Here is an 18439-nt window from a genome sequence, read left to right on the forward strand (position 1 = left end):
CGACAGGGGCGCCGTCACGCAAGCGTCACCAAAACTTCACATCCGCTACACGGCGTCGGTCGACACTGACGTCATGAGCAGACCTCTAAGCATCGCCCTGATCAGCGAAACCTACCCACCGGAAGTCAACGGCGTCGCCAATACCCTGGGGCGCCTGCATGCCGGTCTCCAGCAGCTTGGCCATCGGGTCCAGGTGGTGCGCCCGCGCCAGCCCGGCGACGACGGCCGGCGCAGCGACGCCGAGCTGGTGCTGACCCGCGGCTGGCCGTTGCCCGGCTACCCCGGCCTGCAATGGGGCATGTCGAGCCTGCACAAGCTGCTGCGCTGCTGGAAGCGCCAGCGCCCGGACGTGCTCTACATCGCCACCGAAGGCCCGCTCGGCTTCTCCGCCCTGCGCGCCGCGCGGCGCCTGGGCATCCCGGCGGTCAGCGGTTTCCACACCAACTTCCAGCAGTACAGCGAGCACTACGGCTTCGGCCCGCTGACCCGGCTGGTCACCGGCTACCTGCGCTGGTTCCACAACCGCACGCAGATGACCCTGGTGCCCAGCGGCAGCCAGCGCATGGAATTGCAACGGCGCGGTTTCGAACGCCTCAACCTGCTCTCCCGCGGGGTCGACAGCCAACTCTTCCATCCCTCCCGGCGCGATCCCGAACTACGCCGGCGCTGGGGCCTGGGCGAACAGGACATCGCCGTGCTGCACGTCGGCCGGCTGGCGGCGGAGAAGAACCTCGGCCTGCTCGGCGGCACCTTCCGCGCGCTCTGCGCCGCCCATCCGCAGCTGAAGCTGCGCCTGGTACTGGTGGGCGACGGGCCGGAGCGCAAGCACCTCGAACGGGACCTGCCCGAAGCGCTGTTCTGCGGCGTCCAGCGCGGCGAAACCCTGGCCGCCCACTACGCCTCGGGCGACCTGTTCCTCTTCCCAAGCCTGTCGGAGACCTTCGGCAACGTGGTCCTCGAAGCCCAGGCCGCCGGCCTCGCGGTGGTCGCCTTCGACCAGGCCGCCGCCGGCCAGCACATCCGCCATGGGCACAACGGCGTGCTCGCCGCGCCGGGCGACAAGAGCGGCTTCGTCGAAGTCGCCAGTTGGCTGCTGGACGACCAGGAACGCCTGCGCCGGGTCCGTCTCAACGCCCGCCAGCACGCCAGCCGGCAAGGTTGGGACAGCATCGTCGAGCACTTCCAGAACTACCTGGAGGACGCCTGCGCCAGTCCGCTGGTCCAGCCCGCTCGGTCGAAGCCCGAGCGGCCGCCGGCGGAGGATGGCGGGGCCTTGCCACGCAGCCGCGAGTAGCTCTCAGGCAAAGGCTTTCGGCGCGGCGATGAAGCCCAGGCTCATGGCCCCGGCGCCCAGATTGATGCCGCCGGTGGGACTGAGCATGCCCAGGTGCAAGTGGATGTCGCGCTCGCGGCAGGCGTTCTCCAGCGCGGCGAAGCCCGGCAGGTCGCGCAGCGCGGTCGGATCGCCGGCATAGCTGAGACCCAGTTGCGGTGCCAGCAGCTCACCCGCCTGTACCCGCGCCAGGGCATAGCCGAACAGCTTCTCCGCCGATTTCTCGAAGCTCGGCGAGAGCGCCACCGGTTTGTCCTCGCCATCGGCCAGGCTGAACACCGGCTTGACGTCGAGCAGCGAGCCCAACCCCAGCGCCGCGCCCTTGACCCGGTCGACGAAACCGCTGCGATCACCCTTCTGGAAGCCGCGCCGGCGCAAGTGGCCCAGGTCGTCGGCGACCAGGTAGGTGCAGGTCTGCTGGCTGAGTTGTTCGAGGCGCGTGCGCAGCGCGTTGGGGTGGCTGCCCTGCGCCAGCAGGCGCGTGCCCTCGGCCGCCAGGCAGGCGATGCCGGCGAACACCGAGTGGCTGTCGAGTACGCGCAGGGTGAAAGGACCGGCGATGCCGGCCGCGTGGCGGCGCTCGTGGTAATGCTGGAGCAGGCCGAAGGAGGCCTGGGTGGCGTGCTCGAAGATCGGACTGCGCAGGCTGTCGACGGTGAGGCAGACCACGTAGTCGAAGTCGGTCACCAGTTCGTCGAGGAACCATTGCTGCAACTCGGCGGCGGAGAGCGGCTGGCTGCCGTCCTTGCTGCCGACCTTGGGCAGGTGGTCGCGGTAGAAGCTCAGGGTGGTGTCGGGGTCGCGTCGATCGATGAGCCGCTGCTCGCCCAGGCGGATCCCGATCGGCATCACGCGGATGCCGTGGGCGGCGAGGAATTCGGGCGGCAGGTCGCAGGTCGCGTCGACCACCAGGCCGATACGCATGGATTCGCTCCTCTGGCCGTTTCTCGGCCTATTGTTGTGTTGGCGGTCATACAATGCCGGTTTCGGACTTTGAAGTCAGCCGGTCGCAGGGCGGGTTTTCGGAAAAAATCACGGCCATGAAAAATCCCACCCCGAGGGGTGGGATTTCCTTGCCGGCGCAGCGCCGGACCGGTGTGTCGCGGACGCGCCTTCAGACCAGGCTGGCCAGGGCCTCGCGGCTGAACGGCTTGATGTCGCCGATGCGCCCCTCGCGGACCTTCACCGCCCACTCCGGATCCACCAGCAGCGCGCGGCCCACCGCGACCAGGTCGAACTCGCCCTTGTCCAGGCGCTCCACCAGGCCGTCGATGCTCGCCGGCTGCGCCACCTCGTCGGTTTTGCCGAAGAATTGCAGGAACTCGCTGCCGTCCAGGCCGACGTTACCCACGGTAATGGTCGGCTTGCCGGTCAGCTCGCGGGTCCAGCCGGCCAGGTTGAGTTCCGAGCCTTCGAACTCGGGAATCCAGAAGCGGCGGGTCGAGCAGTGGAAGATATCGACGCCGGCCTCCACCAGCGGCGCGAGGAACTCGCGCAGGCCCTCCGGGGTTTCCACCAGGCGCGCGGAATAGTCCTGCTGCTTCCATTGGGAGAAGCGGAAGATGATCGGGAAATCCGCGCCGACCGCCGCGCGCACCGCCCGCACCAGCTCGACGGCGAAGCGCGAGCGATTGGCCAGGCTGCCGCCGTACTCGTCGTCCCGCTGGTTGCTGCCTTCCCAGAAGAACTGGTCGATCAGGTAGCCGTGGGCGCCGTGGATCTCCACCCCGTCCATGCCGATCGCCTGGGCGTCGCGGGCGGCCTGGGCGAAGGCGGCGATGACTTCCTGGATGTCGGCCTTGCTCATGCCGTGGACCAGCACCTTGCCGTCCTTGGCCTTCTCCATCGGGCCGTAGCCGGGCACGCTGGCGTCCGGCTCCACGCCCAGGCGCCGAACGCTGCCGACGTGCCAGAGCTGCGGAACGATGCGCCCGCCCTCGGCATGCACCGCGTCGACCACCTGCTTCCAGCCGGCCAGGGCGTCCTCGCCATAGAAGCGCGGCACGTTCGGATAGCCGTTGGCGGCCTTGTGGCCGACCGTGGTGCCTTCGCTGACGATCAGGCCGACGCCGGCGGCGGCGCGCCGGCGGTAGTACTCGACGACCTTGGCGTTGGGTACGCCGCCCGGGGAAAAGTTGCGGGTCATCGGCGCCATCACCACACGGGTGGGCAGCTCCAGGGCGCCGAGACGGAACGGTTGGAACAGGGCTTCTACGGGGGCACTCATGGACGGACTCCTGAGGGGGAATGGGAGGTTCGGGCAGGTATCAGGCGCGGAGCAGCAGCTCCAGGCGCGACATGAAAGCATTCAACGGAGCGAGGCCGGCGCCGACCTTGAAGCGCGCCAGGGCGCCCTGCCAGGCGAAGCCGATGAAGCCGGCCAGGCTCGCGCAGTCCTCGTCGGCGGCCAGTTCGCCGCCCTCGCGCGCCTGCTCCAGGCAGTCCTGGAGGATTTGCGCGGAAGCCTGCAGGATCGACTCGACCTTGGCCGCGATCGGCGGCGACAGCTCGGCCATCTCGAAGCTCAGGCTGCCGATGAAGCAGTGGTATTCGGGCTTTTCCTGGCGGGCGAAGTGCTCCAGCAGCTCGCCGTAGTAGCGCAGCACCCGCTCGCGCGGGCTGAAGCGGCTGTCGCCGAGGGCCTGGGCGTAGCGCGCCAGGCGCGGCGCGTAGACGTGCTCCAGGGCCTGCTGGGCGAAGGCTTCCTTGCTGTCGAAGTAGTGATAGAAGGAGCCCTTGGGGATGCGCGCGGCCTGGACGATCTCCAGCACCCCGGTGCCGTGGTAGCCACGTCGGGTCATGACCTCGGAGCCCTTGGCCAGGATCAGTTCGCGCTTGTCGAGTCGGTTGCTAGTCATGGAACGAGAGAATATGACCGGTCGTCTCGTCCGCCCAGCATTATCAACGGCGGTGATCAGGCGTTACAGGCAGGGACTTATCGCGTTGCGTCATGAACCGGCGCAAGACAGGAAAGGAAGCGGCGGGACGCGAACGCGTCCCGCGGGGGAGATCAACCCAGGGCCTTCTCGATGGCTTGCACCAGGGCCGGGTCGTCCGGCGCCGTGCGCGGGCTGAAACGCGCCAGCACGCGACCGTCGGGACCGAGGAGGAATTTCTCGAAGTTCCAGGTGATGTCGCCGGGAAACTCCGCGCCCTCGCCCGCCAGCAGGCGATAGAGCGGATGCCGCGCGCTGCCGTTGACCTCGACCTTGGCGCTCATCGGGAAGCTGACGCCATAGTTCAGGCTGCAGAAGGACTGGATATCCGCCTCGCTGCCCGGCTCCTGGCCGGCGAACTGGTTGCAGGGCACGCCGAGCACCGCGAAACCGCGCTCGCGGTAGGTCTGGTAGAGATTCTCCAGGCCGGCGTACTGGGGTGTCAGGCCGCATTTGGAGGCGACATTGACCACCAGCAGCACCTTGCCCTTGAACGGGGAAAGCGGCAGGTCCTGTCCATCCAACCCCTGCAGGGTGAGATCGTGAAAGGCACTCATGACGTACTCCTTGCGCATTCAGCGACACAACGTGCCAAGCCCCGCACCGGGCAAGAACCCTGGCTGCGGCGCATCCCCAGGGACGGGGTAAAGAGCCCAGGCATGGCGCATGACGCGAAAGGCGCCCACAGGCGCCTTTCGCTATACCAGCTTAGCAGTTCCGCCGGCGGACGGCCCAGGTCATCAATCGGCGAATGAACGCCGATCAGTGGTGGTGACCGCCTTCGCCATGGATATGGCCGTGGGCGATTTCCTCGGCGTTGGCCTCGCGCACGTCGACTACCTTGACCTTGAAGTTCAGGCGCTGGCCGGCCAGCGGATGGTTGCCGTCGACGGTCACGTCGTCGCCGTCGATGTCGCGGATGGTGACGATCTGCATGCCGCCGTCCGGAGCCGAGGCGTGGAACTGCATGCCGACTTCCAGTTCGTCGACGCCTTCGAACATCTCGCGGGTCAGGGTCGCGACCAGTTCGGCGCTGTATTCGCCATAGGCGTCTTCCGGCTCGATGGCGACGCTCAGTTCGTCACCGACGTTCTTGCCTTCCAGGGCCTTCTCCAGGCCGACGATGATGTTGCCGGCACCGTGCAGGTAGACCAGCGGCGCGCCACCAGCGGAACTGTCGATGACATCCCCGGCGTCGTTGGTCAGGGTATAGTCGATGGAAACCGCCTTGTTGGCCGCGATCTGCATGGTTCGAAACCTTTTCGATAAAGAAGATGAATGCGTAAGTGTACGCATCAATAGCCCCGAAAGCGACCGCGCCCCTGATGAACGGGGCGCGCGGGCGCCGTCGCGGGTGATTGATTTTCATCAGGACGAGGAAGGCCATTGGGTGGCAGTCTTGTCCTGTGGCCATACTCAACACCTGCGCCACCAACCGCCCTGGCAATCGCGCGCCTGGGTCCTTGACGAAAACGAGCGGCACAGACAGCTCGGCCGCGAATTTCGCTGCGGCTGGTGTGCCCGGGAAGAAGAAGAGCAGACCAAGGAGCAGTGATGCCCTCACGCAACATACTGGTGATCAACTGCGGCAGTTCGTCGATCAAGTTCGCCCTGGTCAACGAGGCCCACTCCCTGTTTCCCCTGCACGGCCTCGCCGAGCGCCTGGGCAGCCGCGATGCGGTGCTGCGCTGGAAGCGCGGCGGCGACAGCGACAGCCTGATGATTCCCAACGCCGACCACCGCGCCGCCCTCGCCCAGTTGCTGCCGATGGTGCAGAACGCCGCGGGCGGCAAGCTCCACGGCATCGGCCACCGGGTGGTGCATGGCGGCGAGCTGTTCACCCATGCCACGCGCATCGACGACCGGGTGGTCGAGGCGATCCGGGCCACCGCGCCGCTGGCGCCGCTGCACAACCCGGCCAACCTGCAAGGCATCGAGGCAGCGATGACGCTGTTTCCCAAGCTGCCCCACGTCGCCGTGTTCGACACCGCCTTCCACCAGAGCCTGCCGGAGCACGCCTACCGCTACGCCCTGCCGGAGGCCCTCTACCGTGAGCATGGCGTGCGCCGCTACGGCTTCCACGGCACCAGCCACCGCTACGTCAGCCACCGCGCCGCGGAAATGGCCGGGTTGGCGGTCGGCGACAGCAGTTGGCTCAGCGCCCACCTCGGCAACGGCAGCTCGACCTGCGCCATCGTCAACGGCCAGAGCCTCGACACCAGCATGGGCCTGACCCCGCTGGAAGGCCTGGTAATGGGCACCCGCAGCGGCGACGTCGACCCCAACCTGCACAGCCACCTGGCGCGGACCCTGGGCTGGAGCCTGGAGCGCATCGACTCGATGCTGAACAACGAAAGCGGCCTGCTCGGCCTCTCCGACCTGTCCAACGACATGCGCACCCTGGAGCAGGAGCGCGAGCAGGGCCACCCCGGCGCGGCCCTGGCGATCGAGGTGTTCTGCTACCGCCTGGCCAAGTCCCTGGCGGCGATGAGCTGCGCCCTGCCGCAACTGGACGGGGTGATCTTCACCGGTGGCATCGGCGAGAACTCGCCGCTGGTGCGCGCCAAGACCGCCGCCCACCTGCGGCTGTTCGGCCTGCGCCTCGACCAGGAGGCCAACGCCCGCTGCGTGCGCGGCGTCGCCGGGCCGATCCAGGCCGCGGGGCATCCGCGGGTACTGGTGATCCCGACCAACGAAGAGCGGCAGATCGCCCTCGACACGCTGGCCCTGCTCGACTGAACTGGATCGACGCCCCCGCCCAACCAGGCGGCGTGGCCAAACGCACGGCTTAAGGAGCCCAGATGCATACCTTCTTCATCGCCCCGACCGGTTTCGGCGTCGGCCTCACCTCGATCAGCCTCGGCCTGCTTCGCGCCCTGGAACGCGCCGGGCTGAAGGTCGGCTTCTTCAAACCCATCGCCCAGCTGCATCCCGGCGACCTCGGCCCGGAGCGCTCCAGCGAACTGGTGGCGCGCACCCACGGCCTGGATACGCCGAAGCCGCTGCCGCTGGCCCAGGTCGAGCGGATGCTCGGCGACGGCCAACTGGACGAACTGCTCGAAGAGATCATCAGCCTCTACCAGCGCGCCGCCGCCGACAAGGACGTGGTGATCGTCGAAGGCATGGTACCGACCCGTCACGCCAGCTACGCCGCGCGGGTCAACTTCCACCTGGCGAAGAGTCTCGACGCCGAGGTGATCCTGGTCTCCGCGCCGGAAAACGAGACGCTCACCGAACTGACCGACCGTATCGAGATCCAGGCCCAACTGTTCGGCGGCCCGCGCGACCCGAAGGTGCTCGGGGTGATCCTCAACAAGGTCCGCGGCGAGGCCGACGCGGCCAACGCCGAGGACGGCGTGGCGGACTTCGCCCGGCGCCTCACCGAACACTCGCCGCTGCTGCGCGACGACTTCCGCCTGATCGGCTGCATTCCCTGGCAGGACGAACTCAACGCCGCGCGCACCCGCGACATCGCCGACCTGCTCAGCGCACGGGTGATCAACGCCGGCGACTACGAGCAGCGCCGGGTGCAGAAGATCGTGCTATGCGCCCGCGCCGTGCCCAACACCGTGCAACTGCTCAAGCCCGGCGTGCTGGTGGTGACCCCCGGCGACCGCGACGACATCATCCTTGCCGCCAGCCTGGCCGCGATGAACGGCGTACCCTTGGCCGGCCTGCTGCTGTGCAGCGACTTCCCGCCCGACCCGCGGATCATGGAACTCTGCCGCGGCGCCTTGCAGGGAGGCCTGCCAGTGCTGTCGGTGGCCACCGGCTCCTACGACACCGCGACCAACCTGAACCGGATGAACAAGGAAATCCCGGTGGACGACCGCGAGCGCGCCGAGCGGGTCACCGAGTTCGTCGCCGGGCACATCGATTTCGAATGGCTCAAGCAGCGCTGCGGTACGCCGCGCGAGCTGCGCCTGTCGCCGCCGGCGTTCCGCTACCAGGTGGTGCAACGCGCGCAGAAGGCCGGCAAGCGCATCGTCCTGCCCGAGGGCAGCGAGCCGCGCACCGTGCAGGCGGCGGCGATCTGCCAGGCGCGCGGCATCGCCCGCTGCGTGCTGCTGGCCAAGCCGGACGAGGTCCAGGCGGTGGCCCAGGCCCAGGGCATCGTGCTACCGGAAGGCCTGGAGATCATCGACCCGGACCTGGTGCGGCAGCGCTACGTCGAACCGATGGTCGAGCTGCGCAAGGGCAAGGGGCTGAACGCGCCGATGGCGGAGCAGCAACTGGAGGACAGCGTGGTCCTGGCGACCATGATGCTTGCCCTGGACGAGGTCGACGGCCTGGTCTCCGGCGCCATCCACACCACCGCCAGCACCATCCGCCCGGCGCTGCAACTGATCAAGACCGCGCCCGGCTACAACCTGGTGTCGTCAGTGTTTTTCATGTTGTTACCGGACCAGGTGCTGGTCTACGGCGATTGCGCGGTGAATCCCGATCCTTCGGCCAGTGACCTGGCCGAGATCGCCGTGCAGAGTGCCGCGTCGGCGCAGGCTTTCGGCATCCCTGCACGGGTCGCGATGATCAGCTACTCCACCGGCGACTCCGGTTCCGGGGTGGATGTCGACAAGGTTCGCGAGGCCACCCGCCTGGCGCGCGAGCAGCGCCCCGACCTGTTGATCGACGGACCCTTGCAGTATGATGCCGCCGCCATCGCCAGCGTCGGCCGCCAGAAGGCGCCGAACAGCCCGGTGGCCGGGCAGGCCACGGTGTTCATCTTCCCCGACCTGAACACCGGCAACACCACCTACAAGGCGGTGCAGCGCAGCGCCGATTGCGTCAGCGTCGGGCCGATGCTGCAAGGCCTGCGCAAACCGGTGAACGACCTGTCGCGCGGCGCGCTGGTGGAAGACATCGTCTACACCATCGCCCTCACCGCCATCCAGGCGGACGCCCAGGCCCCGGCCTGAAGGAACGCCGCCCAGTGGGCGGCACTGGCTTCGGCCAGGCACGAGGATGTGCCATGTGAACGGCGGGACCACGCCCCGCTCCACGCGCCCGGCCCTGGCCGGGCGCCTACGTACAAGGACTCCTTGATGCTGTCGTTTCTCCCCCATTTCCTGCGCGGCTCCCTGGCCGGCCTGCTGCTGGTGTCCAGCACCCTGTGCTGGGCCTGCCTGCTGTTCGGCATGACCCTGGTCAAGCTGCTCCTGCCGTTCGCCGCCGCCCAGCGCCTGTGCAGCAAGATCATGAGCCTGATCGCCGAAGGCTGGATCGCCTGCAACAAGGGCTGGATGAACCTGGTCCAGCGCACCCGCTGGAACGTCCAGGGCCTGGAGGGCCTGGAGTACCAACACTCCTACCTGGTCACCAGCAACCACCAGAGCTGGGTCGACATCCTCGTCCTGCAATACCAGTTGAACCGACGCATCCCGCTGCTGCGCTTCTTCCTCAAGCAGGAACTGATCTGGGTCCCGATCATCGGCCTGTGCTGGTGGGCCCTCGATTTTCCCTTCATGAAGCGCTACAGCAAGGCCTACCTGGCCAGGCACCCGGAGAAGAAAGGCCAGGACCTGGCGACCACGCGCAAGGCCTGCGCCAAGTTCAGCCGCATCCCGGTAGCAGTGTTCAACTTCCTCGAAGGCACCCGTTTCACCCGCGCCAAGCACGACGAGCAGCAGTCGCCGTTCCGCCACCTGCTCAAGCCCAAGGCCGGCGGCATCGCCTTCGTCCTCGACGCCATGGGCGAGCAATTGAAGACCCTGGTCAACGTGACCATCCACTACCCGGACGGCAGCCCGACCTTCTGGTGCCTGCTTTCCGGACGCCTGAAGGACGTCGTGGTGCGCTTCGAGGAACTGGAGATTCCGCGCCAGTTCGTCGGCAAGAGCTACGACCAGGACGCCGGCTACCGCGCGGAATTCCAGCAATGGGTCAACCAGCTGTGGGAGCGCAAGGACCAGTTGCTCGACAGCCTGCACCGCGAGTTTCCCGGTAACGCCAAGGCGTAGGACGAAGAGCGCCGACCAGCGCCCATGAAAAAGCCCGCCGAATGGCGGGCTTTTTCGTCCAGTCCGCGATCAGTACTGCGGCTGGGTCTGCGCCGGGCCCTGGGCGCCCGGAACCGGTCGCAGGTTGACCTCGACGCGCCGGTTCTGCGCGCGACCGTCGGCGGTGGAGTTGCTCGCGATCGGCTGGTCCGGGCCCATGCCGCGGGTACTCAGGCGAGTGCCGTCGACGCCCTGGGCGGTCAGGTAGCCGGCCACGCTCTGCGCACGACGCTGGGACAGGTCCATGTTGTGCTGGCGGCTGCCGGTGCTGTCGGTGTAGCCGACGATCTCGATGGTGTTCTGGTTGTACTGCTTGAACGAGTTCGCCAGGTTGTTCAGCGGCGCGTAGAAGCTCGGAGCGATGTTCGCCGAATCGGTGGCGAAGGTGATGTTGCCCGGCATGATCAGCTTGATGTCGTCGCCCTGGCGCTGCACTTCCACGCCGGTGCCTTCCATCTGCCGACGCAGCTCGGCTTCCTGCTTGTCGGCGTAGTAGCCATAGCCCGCAGCGGCGGCGCCAGCGACGGCAGCGCCGATCAGCGCGCCCTTGCCACGGTTGTTGTGGTCGATCGCGGCGCCGGCGACGGCGCCGGCCAGCGCACCCAGTCCGCCGTACTTGGCCGTCTTGCTCATGCCACCCTGGCTTTGGCTTTGCGTGTCGTAGGGGTTGTTGTTGGCACAACCGGCGAGCAGCGCCAGTGCGGTGACGGCTGCGGCCAGAGGCAGGCAACGGGAGGTGAACATGGGAAAACTACTCCTCGAGGTACTGAAACGCCCCTGCGTGAGGGGCGGCCGACATCTTAGAGCATAGCCAGGTGGCAAAATTCCCGATGCTCGGAAAAATCCTTTTCAGCCCCTGACGAAGGGATTCTCGCGCATCTCTTCGCCCAGCGTGGTATCCGGGCCGTGGCCGGCGACCACCGTGGCATCCTCGTCGAGGCTGTACAGGCGCTGCCGGATCGAACGCTGGATCGCCGCCGAGTCGCCGCCCCACAGGTCGGTGCGGCCGATGCCGCGGCGGAACAGGGTGTCGCCGGCGATCAGCAGCTTCGCCCGGGGGAACCAGAAACTCATCGAGCCCGGCGTATGCCCCGGCGTGTGCAGTGCCACTCCGCAACCGCAGGCCAGTTCCTCGTCGTCGGCCAGCCAGCGGTCCGGGGCCGGCACCGGCGTGTAGGGCACGCCGAACAGTTGGCACTGCATCTCCAGGTTGTCCCAGAGGAACTGGTCGTCCTTGTGCAGGTGCAGGCTGGCGCCGGTGCGCTTCTTCATCTCGCCGGAGGCGAGGAAGTGATCCAGGTGCGCGTGGGTATGGATGATGCTGACCACTTGCAGGCCGAGGCGGTCGAGGCGCTGCAGGATCAGTTCGTGGTCGCCGCCCGGATCGACGACGATGGCCTTCCTGGTCAGCGGATCGCCAATGATGGTGCAGTTGCACTGCAAAGGCCCGACGGGAAAGGTTTCGCGGATCAGCGCGGGGGATGTCGACATGCAAGACTCCGATCACGGTCGGCGCGGCAAGCGCGCCATGGATTTCTATGAAACGCCAAGCATGGCACATCCGCCTGGTGCCGAGGACCGTCGGCGTCGGCTCAGGGCGCTTCGCGGTAGTCGCTGGGCAGCTTGCCGGTCCACTTGCGGAACGCCCGGCGGAAGTTCGACGAGTCGTTGAAGCCGAGCAACAGGGCAATCTCGTACAGCGGTAGCTGGGTGGTGGTCAGGTATTGCAGGGCCAGGCGCTTGCGCACATCGTCGAGGACCTGCTGGTAGGTGGTGCCCAGCGACGACAGGTGCCGGCGCAGGCTGCGCCCGCTGGTGTGCAGTTCGCGGGCGGCCTGTTCGAGGTCGGGGAAGTCGCCGGGACGCGCCAGCAGCAGGCGGCGCACACGGGTCAGCAGGCCTTCCTGGACGTCCAGGGTGGCCAGCAGCGCCTCGCACTGCTGCTCGCACATCTGCACCGTGGCCGGGTTGGCCAGCGCCATCGGTCGTTCCAGGTACTCGCTGGGCATGCTCAGCCAGTGCCAGGGCTGCTCGAACTCCGCAGCCACCCCGAACACCTCGGCGTAGCGCCGGGCATGGGCCGGCGGCGGATAGGCGAAGCCGACCCGCACGTCCTGCAACGGCTCGCCGACCAGGAAGCAGGCGATGGAATACAGCGTCGCCATCAGGCCCTCGGCGGCGAACACCGAAGCGGCGCCCAGCGGCATCGACTCCACCGCGCGCAACTCGGCGCGGCCGTCATCGAGCACCAGTTCCAGTTCGTAGGCCAGGCCGAGCACCCGGTAGTACTTGAGGGCGAACTGGATGGCCTTGCCCAGGTTGGCGCTGGACAGCACCGCGTAGCCGAGGATGCCGTGGGCGGAGACGTTCAGGCGCTGGCCGAGCACCAGCCCCAGCGCCGGCTCGCCGCACAGGGCCTGGGCGCTGTAGGTGAGCTGGTTGAAGTCGAGGAAGGACAGGCGGCCGTTCGGGCTGTCCAGCACCTCGGGACGCACCCGCGCAGCGTCGAACAGCGCCTGGCGGGATACGCCGTACTCCGCGACAAGATCGAGTAGTGCCTCGGCATAGGCCACCGGCACCAGTTCGGCGGTGAAATTGAGCGGTTGTTTCATGGCTGTTTATTGTTCTGACCGCTGGCCGGATATGACCGGAAAGTTGGCAGAAGATAACCTTGTGAGGCTATCCCCCGCAAGCGATAGTCGATCCCATGGTCCTTCACCATCACAGGGAGCCGCTATGGCCAGCACCACCCCCGAAGGTCTGGAGATCCGCCCGCGTCATCTGGACTTCGACCTGCCCGATCCGATGCCGCGCCACTGGCACAGCGGCGACGCTTTCAAGACCCACATGTTCAACGCCATGTCGGTGCTGTTCCCCGATGGCGAGCGCTTCTTCATCGACTCCGTGCGCCACTACCGCGAGCGGGTCGAGGACCCGGCGCTGAAGCAGCAGATCCGTGGCTTCATCGGCCAGGAAGGCCACCACAGCCGCGAGCACCTGGTCTACAGCGACCGCCTGCGCGCCCTCGGCTACGACATCGACCGCCTGGAAGGCGGCGCCAAACGGCGCATCCGCTTCGCCCAGCAGAAACTGCACCCGTCGCGGCAACTGGCGGCCACCGCAGCCCTGGAGCACCTCACCGCGATCATGGCCGACGGCCTGCTGAGCAACCCCAGGTGGCTGGAAGGCGCCGACCCGACCATGGCCCGCCTGTGGCGTTGGCACGCACTGGAGGAAACCGAGCACAAGGCGGTGGCCTACGACGTGTTCATGCTGGTCAACGGCAAGGCCAGGCTGCGCCGCCGGGCGATGGTCCAGGGCACCTTCTTCTTCGCCCTCGACACCACCAAGGGCCTGGTCCACATGCTCAAGCGCGACGGCCTGCTGTGGAACTTCAAGGTCTGGCGCGACGGCATCAAGTGGCTGTGGGGCAAGGACGGCGTGTTCCGCTCGCTGGTGGGCGTGTACCTGGACTTCTACAAGAAGGACTTCCACCCCTGGCAGCACAATAACCTGCACCTCATCGAGCAGTACCGCGACCAGTTCGAACCGGAACCGAAGGCCGCCTGACCCTCCTCGCCGCCCCTCCGCGCCGCGAGAGGGGCTTGCATCGCTTCCCTGCCCTGCCTGGTATTTCGGCCTTTCGTCCATGCATTAAAAAGCCCGCGACTGACCAGCGCGGGCTTCTTCATGACGGCCTGGGATCAGGCCATCAGGAAGCGCAGTGCATCCGCCGCGGTCTGCTCGGGAATCTCCTCCATGGGGATATGCCCGACGCCCGGATAGGTCTTCACCTGGATCCCCGGCAGGTCGCGTTGCCACAGCGGTACGTGCTTCGGCGAGATCCAGCGGTCGCGTTCGCCCCACATCAGCAGGGTCGGCGCGACGATCCGGGCGATGCGTTCGCCGGAGGTGCCGAGTTCCTCGCGGTTGACCTTCAGCAACACGCGGAAGATCTCCATCATGCCCTTGCGGTTGCCCGGGCGGCGGCTCAGGTCGTAGTAACGGTCGACCACTCCCGGCTTGATCCGCCCCGGCTCGCCATAGACTTCCTTGATGCCCTGGGCGATCAGCGCTCGCGGCATCCACAGCGGCATCGCCAGGGTCGAGCCGGGCAGCGCCGCCGAGGCGATCATCCACGGCACCTTGCGCATCTGGTAACCGGCCGGGTCGATCAGCACCAGCCGCTCCACTCGCTGCGGCTGCGCCAGGGCGAAGTTCCAGGCGATATAACCGCCCAGGGAGTTGCCGGCGATCGAGGCCTTGTCGATCTTCAGGAAATCGAGCAACTGGCCGAGGATCGCCACCATGCGCTCGCCGGAGTAACGGCTGTCACGCCCCGGCCCGGTCAGGCCGAAGCCCGGCACGTCGAAGCGCACGATGCGGAAGTAGGGCGACATCGCCTTCACCCAGTCGTCCCAGGTGTGCAGCGAGGCGACCACGCCGTGGATCATCACCAGTACCGGCTTGTCGCGGCTGCCTTCGTCGCGGTAGTGCAGCGGGAAACCGTCCAGCTCGATGAAGCGCGAGCCGCTGGACGGTGCGGCGTAGCGCTCGCGCAACGACTCCAGCGAGAGGGAGCCGAAGCCCAGGCGGGCGAATCCGACCGCCAGCGGCGGTTGCAGCAGATAGGGTGTCGCGGACATGGACGCACGTCTCCCGTCTTGTTGTTATGACAGGGCATCAGAGCATGGCCACGGTGGGCTGCGAGCCCAACCTAGGTTCTGTAGGCGCGAGCGGCGACTGCCCGGCTGTTACCCTTGCAGTCTCGTCGGAGCCTGGGTGCTGGGACAGAGCGTACCCACCAGCAGGTCGCCGAGCACCCGCTTGACCCGCGGCAGCTCCAGCGGGTCGCTGGCATTGAGCAGCTCCAGCGAAGCCGCCTCCATCGCCCAGATCAGCACCCGGTAGGTCAGCGCATCGTGGGCCGCACCCTGGGCGCCCAGGCGCTCGGCCCACAGCTCGATAATCTTCAGGTGCGCGCGCTGCCGGTGCGCCGCCAGCGGCGAGCCGGCATGCAGGGCCTCCTCCTGCATCATGCGGATGATCGGACCGACCGCCAGGTGGTAGTCGAAGAACAGCGAGACCATCGCCCGCAGCCAGTCCTCGTCGCTGCCTGCCTCGCTGCGCAGCCCGCCGAAGCGCGCCAGCAGCAATTGCACGGCGCTGTGGTAGATGCTTTCCAGCACCTCCAGCTTGCCGGCGAAATACTTGTAGAAAGTCCGCCGCGAGACCCGCGCCGCCTCCAGCAGGTCGTTGACCGTGGTCTCGGCGACTCCCTTGCGGGTGAACACCGGGATCGCCGCGAGCTGGATGTTGGTCCGTTGCAGATGCCCCACCAGCGGCCCCTCGCCCTGCGCCGCCTGGCGCGCCAGCGCGCCGTAGCCGCCGAGGTCCTCGAATACCGCCTGCAAGCCGTCCCACTGCGCCGTTGCCATCCCGTCCGCCCCAATCGAAGCGCGGGGTGACGCCGGCCCCGGCCATCGCTAACCTAGGCCGATCCACGCGCCCCGCAAGGAAAGTCCGTGCCGACCCTATCACGCCGCCTGCTCTGGCCGCTGGCCATCCTTTTACTGGTTCTCGGCCGCCCGCTCGCGGCCGCCGACCTCTACTACCTCGGCCAGCGCATCCCGGACATCCAGAAGCCCTGGGACAGCCACGACTACCAGGTGCTGATCGACGCCCTGAAGAAGATCGAGGAAACCCAGAAGAACGCCCTGCCGCGACGCAGCGGCGAATTCACCGGGCCGCTCTACCTGCGCATGGTCAGCGAGGAAAACTTCCGCCCGCAGCTGAACATCTACAGCCCCCTGGAGATCCGCCAGAACGAGGCCCGCGAAGTGCTGTTCAAGCTCAAGGAGCTGATGCGCCTGTACTTCGACTTCCGCGCCGCCAAACAGCCCTACGGCGCCGAGGCGCTGGGCCTGATGAGCTACTCGCTGCGCGAGCAGTCGATCCTGTTCACCCTCACCGTCGAATTCTGGATGACCCTGTCCCAGGCCGAACAGCGCAACCCCGCGCGTCTGCAGGGCATGCAGGAAACCAAGGCGGCCGCGGCGATGCTCACCGGCAGCGCCCTCGACTACCTCGGCCTCACCGCCCAGTTCGAGCGCCAGGACCTGGTGCTCTACTCCGCCGAGCTGGCCAAGGAAATGCCCGAGCTGTTCATCCACCTGCCCTCCCCGGTGCGCGCCCAGTTGCTGGAACGCATCGCCGATTTCGCCAAGGACCACCCTTACCCCGAGGTCCGCGACAACATGCGCGACCTGCAACCGGTGTTGCAGGCGATCCAGGCCGACGTGGAAAAACAGCTGGCGCCCGGGCGGAACGCCAAGGCACCGGACAAACCCCTGGACCTGAGCCCGCCTCCGGAGGGGAAACCCAGCGGCGTCAAAGGTTTATGAGCGGCGGATTGGACTCTCGCAGCCCTTTGCCGTAGACTGGTCGTCGACCTGTCAAGGTTTTGGGGCCGATTAGGATTCGACGCCGGTAACAAAACTTGAGGGGCATGCCGAGCTGGTAGCAGAACTCGTAAATTCGCTGCTGCAAACTTATAGTTGCCAACGACGACAACTACGCTCTAGCTGCTTAATGCGGCTAGCAGTCGCTAGGGGATGCCTGTAAACCCGAAACGACTGTCAGATAGAACAGGATCGCCGCCAAGTTCGCTGTAGACGTAACGGCTAAAACTCATACAGCTCGCTCCAAGCACCCTGCCACTCGGGCGGCGCGGAGTTAACTCAGTAGAGCTGGCTAAGCATGTAGAACCGATAGCGGAGAGCTGGCGGACGGGGGTTCAAATCCCCCCGGCTCCACCAAATAAGCCCCTGAAAAGCTTAGAGTTTTTCAGGGGTTTTTCTTTTGGTGTCGAAAAAATGTCGACGACTATCCGAACCTCAGCTAGCGTTATAGTGGCACTTCGCCCCACAAGGAGGTTCACATGGCTGTTTACATGATCGGTTACGACCTAATTACACCCGGGAAAGACTACAACACTCTTGTCCAAGCAATTACCCAGGTTTTCCCTACCCGCTGGCACTGTCTAGACTCGACATGGTTAGTCGTAAGCGACTTAAATAGCCAACAGATCAGGGACTACCTTTTAACTTTTATAGATAGCAATGACCGTTTGCTAGTCGCCCAGATGGGTAGAGGTGCCGCTTGGACAAACTCTTTCAATACCGGCTGCCAAAACTGGCTTAGAACAAATCTCTGAGCGCCATAGGGCCATGACGAATAGCATCTTGAAGGTGATCAGGAGACAAGTGGGCATAACGCATAGTCATGGTCAGTGTGGAATGCCCAAGGATTTTCTGAAGAGTGAGAATGTTGCCCCCATTCATCATGAAGTGGCTAGCGAAGGTATGTCGTAGGGCGTGGCTCGCCTGCCCTTTCGGTAGCCGAATTGTGGTCCGCTCCAGGGCGCGGCGGAAGGATGTGATGCAGGACGTGAACAGGCCGTGCGTTCGCCAATGCATCCTGATCTTGTCGGCCAACTCGGTAGGAATTGGAACGTGGCGAACCCTCCCCGACTTCGTTCCGGCATAGGTCACGACGTTGCCCTGTAGCCGTTGTGGAACCAGCTTTTCCGCCTCAGACCAACGGGCCCCCGTGGCAAGGCAAAGCAACGTCACCAGTTCCGTATGGGGGTTGTCACTGCCGCTGCGAATCGCTTCGAGCAACTCGGTGATCTGTTCTGTGGTCAGCCAAGAAAGCTCGCGCTCTTGGAGCTTTAAAGGTTTCACCCCTACCAAGGGGTTGGCATAGTCAATCTGGCCCAGGTCTTTCAATTCGTTGAATACGGCCCGTACATAGCCCAATTCGTTATTCAACGTCTTCCCGGATATCCCATCCTCTAGCCGTTTGCGGCGCAGTTGCGCATAGCTAGACGCCTCAAATGCAGTCCCTACCGGATCACCCAAACGAACCGTCAATTGCTGGAGCTTCGACAAGCGCCGCTTTCCGTCGCGCAGGGAGTGGCCGTGCAGTTCATACCAAAGCAGGACCAGTTCAGAGAATCGGCGCCGATCTTTCGGTTTTGTGACCTGCCCCCCCCCCCCGATTTCAGTACCACGTCAAACTTAGTAGAGTCCGTTTTCCGAGCAGGAGACGGCAGTGAAAAAGCGTTTTACCGAAGAGCAGATTCTCGACTTCCTCAAGCAGGCGGAGGCCGG

Annotated in this window: 18 protein-coding genes and 1 other RNA gene; 8 read left to right on the forward strand and 11 right to left on the reverse strand. The window is 66.1% G+C overall.

Features of this window, described 5'->3' with window-relative positions; genetic code table 11:
- Nucleotides 1-73 precede the first annotated feature (73 nt).
- Complete coding sequence (locus AC4OR5_RS22645) at nucleotides 74-1294, forward strand: glycosyltransferase family 4 protein (RefSeq protein WP_003085828.1); 1221 nt, start codon at nucleotides 74-76, stop codon at nucleotides 1292-1294.
- Between the two features lie 3 nt (nucleotides 1295-1297).
- Here the strand turns inward: AC4OR5_RS22645 and AC4OR5_RS22650 are convergent, their stop codons facing one another.
- The 5 genes from AC4OR5_RS22650 to AC4OR5_RS22670 all read right to left on the reverse strand — a co-directional run bounded on the left by AC4OR5_RS22650 (nucleotide 1298) and on the right by AC4OR5_RS22670 (nucleotide 5517).
- Nucleotides 1298-2257, reverse strand: coding sequence for a DegV family protein (locus tag AC4OR5_RS22650; protein ID WP_003085826.1), 960 nt, complete (start codon nucleotides 2255-2257; stop codon nucleotides 1298-1300).
- Between the two features lie 190 nt (nucleotides 2258-2447).
- Nucleotides 2448-3560 carry an NADH:flavin oxidoreductase gene (locus AC4OR5_RS22655; RefSeq protein ID WP_003085824.1) on the reverse strand — a complete coding sequence of 371 codons (1113 nt, stop codon included), beginning with the start codon at nucleotides 3558-3560 and terminating at the stop codon, nucleotides 2448-2450.
- Nucleotides 3561-3600: 40 nt separating this feature from the next.
- Nucleotides 3601-4191: a TetR/AcrR family transcriptional regulator gene (locus tag AC4OR5_RS22660; RefSeq protein ID WP_023084562.1), complete on the reverse strand. Its 591-nt coding sequence runs from the start codon at nucleotides 4189-4191 to the stop codon at nucleotides 3601-3603.
- 152 nt (nucleotides 4192-4343) lie between these two features.
- Nucleotides 4344-4826, reverse strand: a complete 483-nt coding sequence (locus AC4OR5_RS22665; RefSeq protein WP_003109429.1) for a glutathione peroxidase — start codon at nucleotides 4824-4826, stop codon at nucleotides 4344-4346.
- A 205-nt stretch (nucleotides 4827-5031) separates the two neighbouring features.
- Nucleotides 5032-5517, reverse strand: a complete 486-nt coding sequence (locus AC4OR5_RS22670; protein WP_003085816.1) for an FKBP-type peptidyl-prolyl cis-trans isomerase — start codon at nucleotides 5515-5517, stop codon at nucleotides 5032-5034.
- On the opposite strand from AC4OR5_RS22670, the gene AC4OR5_RS22675 reads away from it, so the two are divergent.
- From AC4OR5_RS22675 to yihG, 4 genes are all read left to right on the forward strand, one after another.
- Nucleotides 5486-5824 carry a DUF3565 domain-containing protein gene (locus tag AC4OR5_RS22675; RefSeq protein WP_003109430.1) on the forward strand — a complete coding sequence of 113 codons (339 nt, stop codon included), beginning with the start codon at nucleotides 5486-5488 and terminating at the stop codon, nucleotides 5822-5824. The genes AC4OR5_RS22670 and AC4OR5_RS22675 overlap by 32 nt on opposite strands.
- The gene (locus AC4OR5_RS22680; RefSeq protein ID WP_019486722.1) at nucleotides 5824-7008 is read left to right on the forward strand and encodes an acetate kinase; all 1185 of its coding nucleotides are present in this window, start codon (nucleotides 5824-5826) and stop codon (nucleotides 7006-7008) included. The genes AC4OR5_RS22675 and AC4OR5_RS22680 overlap by 1 nt, the downstream gene beginning before the upstream one ends.
- Before the next feature lie 62 nt (nucleotides 7009-7070).
- Complete coding sequence (gene pta, locus AC4OR5_RS22685; RefSeq protein WP_003085813.1) at nucleotides 7071-9185, forward strand: phosphate acetyltransferase; 2115 nt, start codon at nucleotides 7071-7073, stop codon at nucleotides 9183-9185.
- 126 nt (nucleotides 9186-9311) lie between these two features.
- Entirely contained in the window at nucleotides 9312-10226 is a 915-nt protein-coding gene (yihG, locus tag AC4OR5_RS22690; protein ID WP_003085811.1) for a 1-acylglycerol-3-phosphate O-acyltransferase, YihG family, read from the forward strand.
- Nucleotides 10227-10295: 69 nt separating this feature from the next.
- On the opposite strand, the gene AC4OR5_RS22695 is transcribed toward yihG, so the two are convergent.
- The 3 genes from AC4OR5_RS22695 to oruR all read right to left on the reverse strand — a co-directional run bounded on the left by AC4OR5_RS22695 (nucleotide 10296) and on the right by oruR (nucleotide 12877).
- Complete coding sequence (locus tag AC4OR5_RS22695; protein ID WP_003085808.1) at nucleotides 10296-11009, reverse strand: YiaD family glycine zipper/OmpA-like lipoprotein; 714 nt, start codon at nucleotides 11007-11009, stop codon at nucleotides 10296-10298.
- 105 nt (nucleotides 11010-11114) lie between these two features.
- Nucleotides 11115-11756, reverse strand: a complete 642-nt coding sequence (locus AC4OR5_RS22700; protein WP_003085806.1) for an MBL fold metallo-hydrolase — start codon at nucleotides 11754-11756, stop codon at nucleotides 11115-11117.
- A 101-nt stretch (nucleotides 11757-11857) separates the two neighbouring features.
- Nucleotides 11858-12877 (reverse strand): ornithine utilization transcriptional regulator OruR, encoded by a 1020-nt coding sequence (gene oruR / locus AC4OR5_RS22705; protein WP_003114220.1) that lies wholly within the window; start codon nucleotides 12875-12877, stop codon nucleotides 11858-11860.
- Between the two features lie 124 nt (nucleotides 12878-13001).
- Between oruR and AC4OR5_RS22710 the strand changes: the two genes are divergently transcribed.
- Nucleotides 13002-13835 (forward strand): metal-dependent hydrolase, encoded by an 834-nt coding sequence (locus tag AC4OR5_RS22710; protein ID WP_003109433.1) that lies wholly within the window; start codon nucleotides 13002-13004, stop codon nucleotides 13833-13835.
- A gap of 134 nt (nucleotides 13836-13969) precedes the next feature.
- Here AC4OR5_RS22710 and AC4OR5_RS22715 read toward each other — a convergent pair whose 3' ends face one another.
- Entirely contained in the window at nucleotides 13970-14911 is a 942-nt protein-coding gene (locus tag AC4OR5_RS22715; RefSeq protein ID WP_003085798.1) for an alpha/beta fold hydrolase, read from the reverse strand.
- A 108-nt stretch (nucleotides 14912-15019) separates the two neighbouring features.
- Nucleotides 15020-15703 (reverse strand): TetR/AcrR family transcriptional regulator, encoded by a 684-nt coding sequence (locus tag AC4OR5_RS22720; protein ID WP_003085795.1) that lies wholly within the window; start codon nucleotides 15701-15703, stop codon nucleotides 15020-15022.
- An 87-nt stretch (nucleotides 15704-15790) separates the two neighbouring features.
- Here AC4OR5_RS22720 and AC4OR5_RS22725 point away from each other — a divergent pair, with 87 nt between their 5' ends.
- Nucleotides 15791-16669: a hypothetical protein gene (locus AC4OR5_RS22725; RefSeq protein ID WP_058160016.1), complete on the forward strand. Its 879-nt coding sequence runs from the start codon at nucleotides 15791-15793 to the stop codon at nucleotides 16667-16669.
- A 61-nt stretch (nucleotides 16670-16730) separates the two neighbouring features.
- Nucleotides 16731-17083: a transfer-messenger RNA gene (ssrA, locus tag AC4OR5_RS22730) on the forward strand.
- A gap of 381 nt (nucleotides 17084-17464) precedes the next feature.
- Here ssrA and AC4OR5_RS22735 read toward each other — a convergent pair.
- The gene (locus AC4OR5_RS22735) at nucleotides 17465-18328 is read right to left on the reverse strand and encodes a phage integrase (RefSeq protein WP_058160006.1); all 864 of its coding nucleotides are present in this window, start codon (nucleotides 18326-18328) and stop codon (nucleotides 17465-17467) included.
- Nucleotides 18329-18439 lie beyond the last annotated feature (111 nt).

This window comes from Pseudomonas sp. YA1, from assembly GCF_058680555.1.

Bases quoted from the DNA above. Each gene is read 5' to 3' on its own strand.
- AC4OR5_RS22645 (WP_003085828.1), top strand. From the start codon at position 74: ATGAGCAGACCTCTAAGCATCGCCCTGATCAGCGAAACCTACCCACCG.
- AC4OR5_RS22650 (WP_003085826.1), bottom strand. From the start codon at position 2,257: ATGCGTATCGGCCTGGTGGTCGACGCGACCTGCGACCTGCCGCCCGAA.
- AC4OR5_RS22655 (WP_003085824.1), bottom strand. From the start codon at position 3,560: ATGAGTGCCCCCGTAGAAGCCCTGTTCCAACCGTTCCGTCTCGGCGCC.
- AC4OR5_RS22660 (WP_023084562.1), bottom strand. From the start codon at position 4,191: ATGACTAGCAACCGACTCGACAAGCGCGAACTGATCCTGGCCAAGGGC.
- AC4OR5_RS22665 (WP_003109429.1), bottom strand. From the start codon at position 4,826: ATGAGTGCCTTTCACGATCTCACCCTGCAGGGGTTGGATGGACAGGAC.
- AC4OR5_RS22675 (WP_003109430.1), top strand. From the start codon at position 5,486: ATGGAAACCGCCTTGTTGGCCGCGATCTGCATGGTTCGAAACCTTTTC.
- AC4OR5_RS22670 (WP_003085816.1), bottom strand. From the start codon at position 5,517: ATGCAGATCGCGGCCAACAAGGCGGTTTCCATCGACTATACCCTGACC.
- AC4OR5_RS22680 (WP_019486722.1), top strand. From the start codon at position 5,824: ATGCCCTCACGCAACATACTGGTGATCAACTGCGGCAGTTCGTCGATC.
- pta (WP_003085813.1), top strand. From the start codon at position 7,071: ATGCATACCTTCTTCATCGCCCCGACCGGTTTCGGCGTCGGCCTCACC.
- yihG (WP_003085811.1), top strand. From the start codon at position 9,312: ATGCTGTCGTTTCTCCCCCATTTCCTGCGCGGCTCCCTGGCCGGCCTG.
- AC4OR5_RS22695 (WP_003085808.1), bottom strand. From the start codon at position 11,009: ATGTTCACCTCCCGTTGCCTGCCTCTGGCCGCAGCCGTCACCGCACTG.
- AC4OR5_RS22700 (WP_003085806.1), bottom strand. From the start codon at position 11,756: ATGTCGACATCCCCCGCGCTGATCCGCGAAACCTTTCCCGTCGGGCCT.
- oruR (WP_003114220.1), bottom strand. From the start codon at position 12,877: ATGAAACAACCGCTCAATTTCACCGCCGAACTGGTGCCGGTGGCCTAT.
- AC4OR5_RS22710 (WP_003109433.1), top strand. From the start codon at position 13,002: ATGGCCAGCACCACCCCCGAAGGTCTGGAGATCCGCCCGCGTCATCTG.
- AC4OR5_RS22715 (WP_003085798.1), bottom strand. From the start codon at position 14,911: ATGTCCGCGACACCCTATCTGCTGCAACCGCCGCTGGCGGTCGGATTC.
- AC4OR5_RS22720 (WP_003085795.1), bottom strand. From the start codon at position 15,703: ATGGCAACGGCGCAGTGGGACGGCTTGCAGGCGGTATTCGAGGACCTC.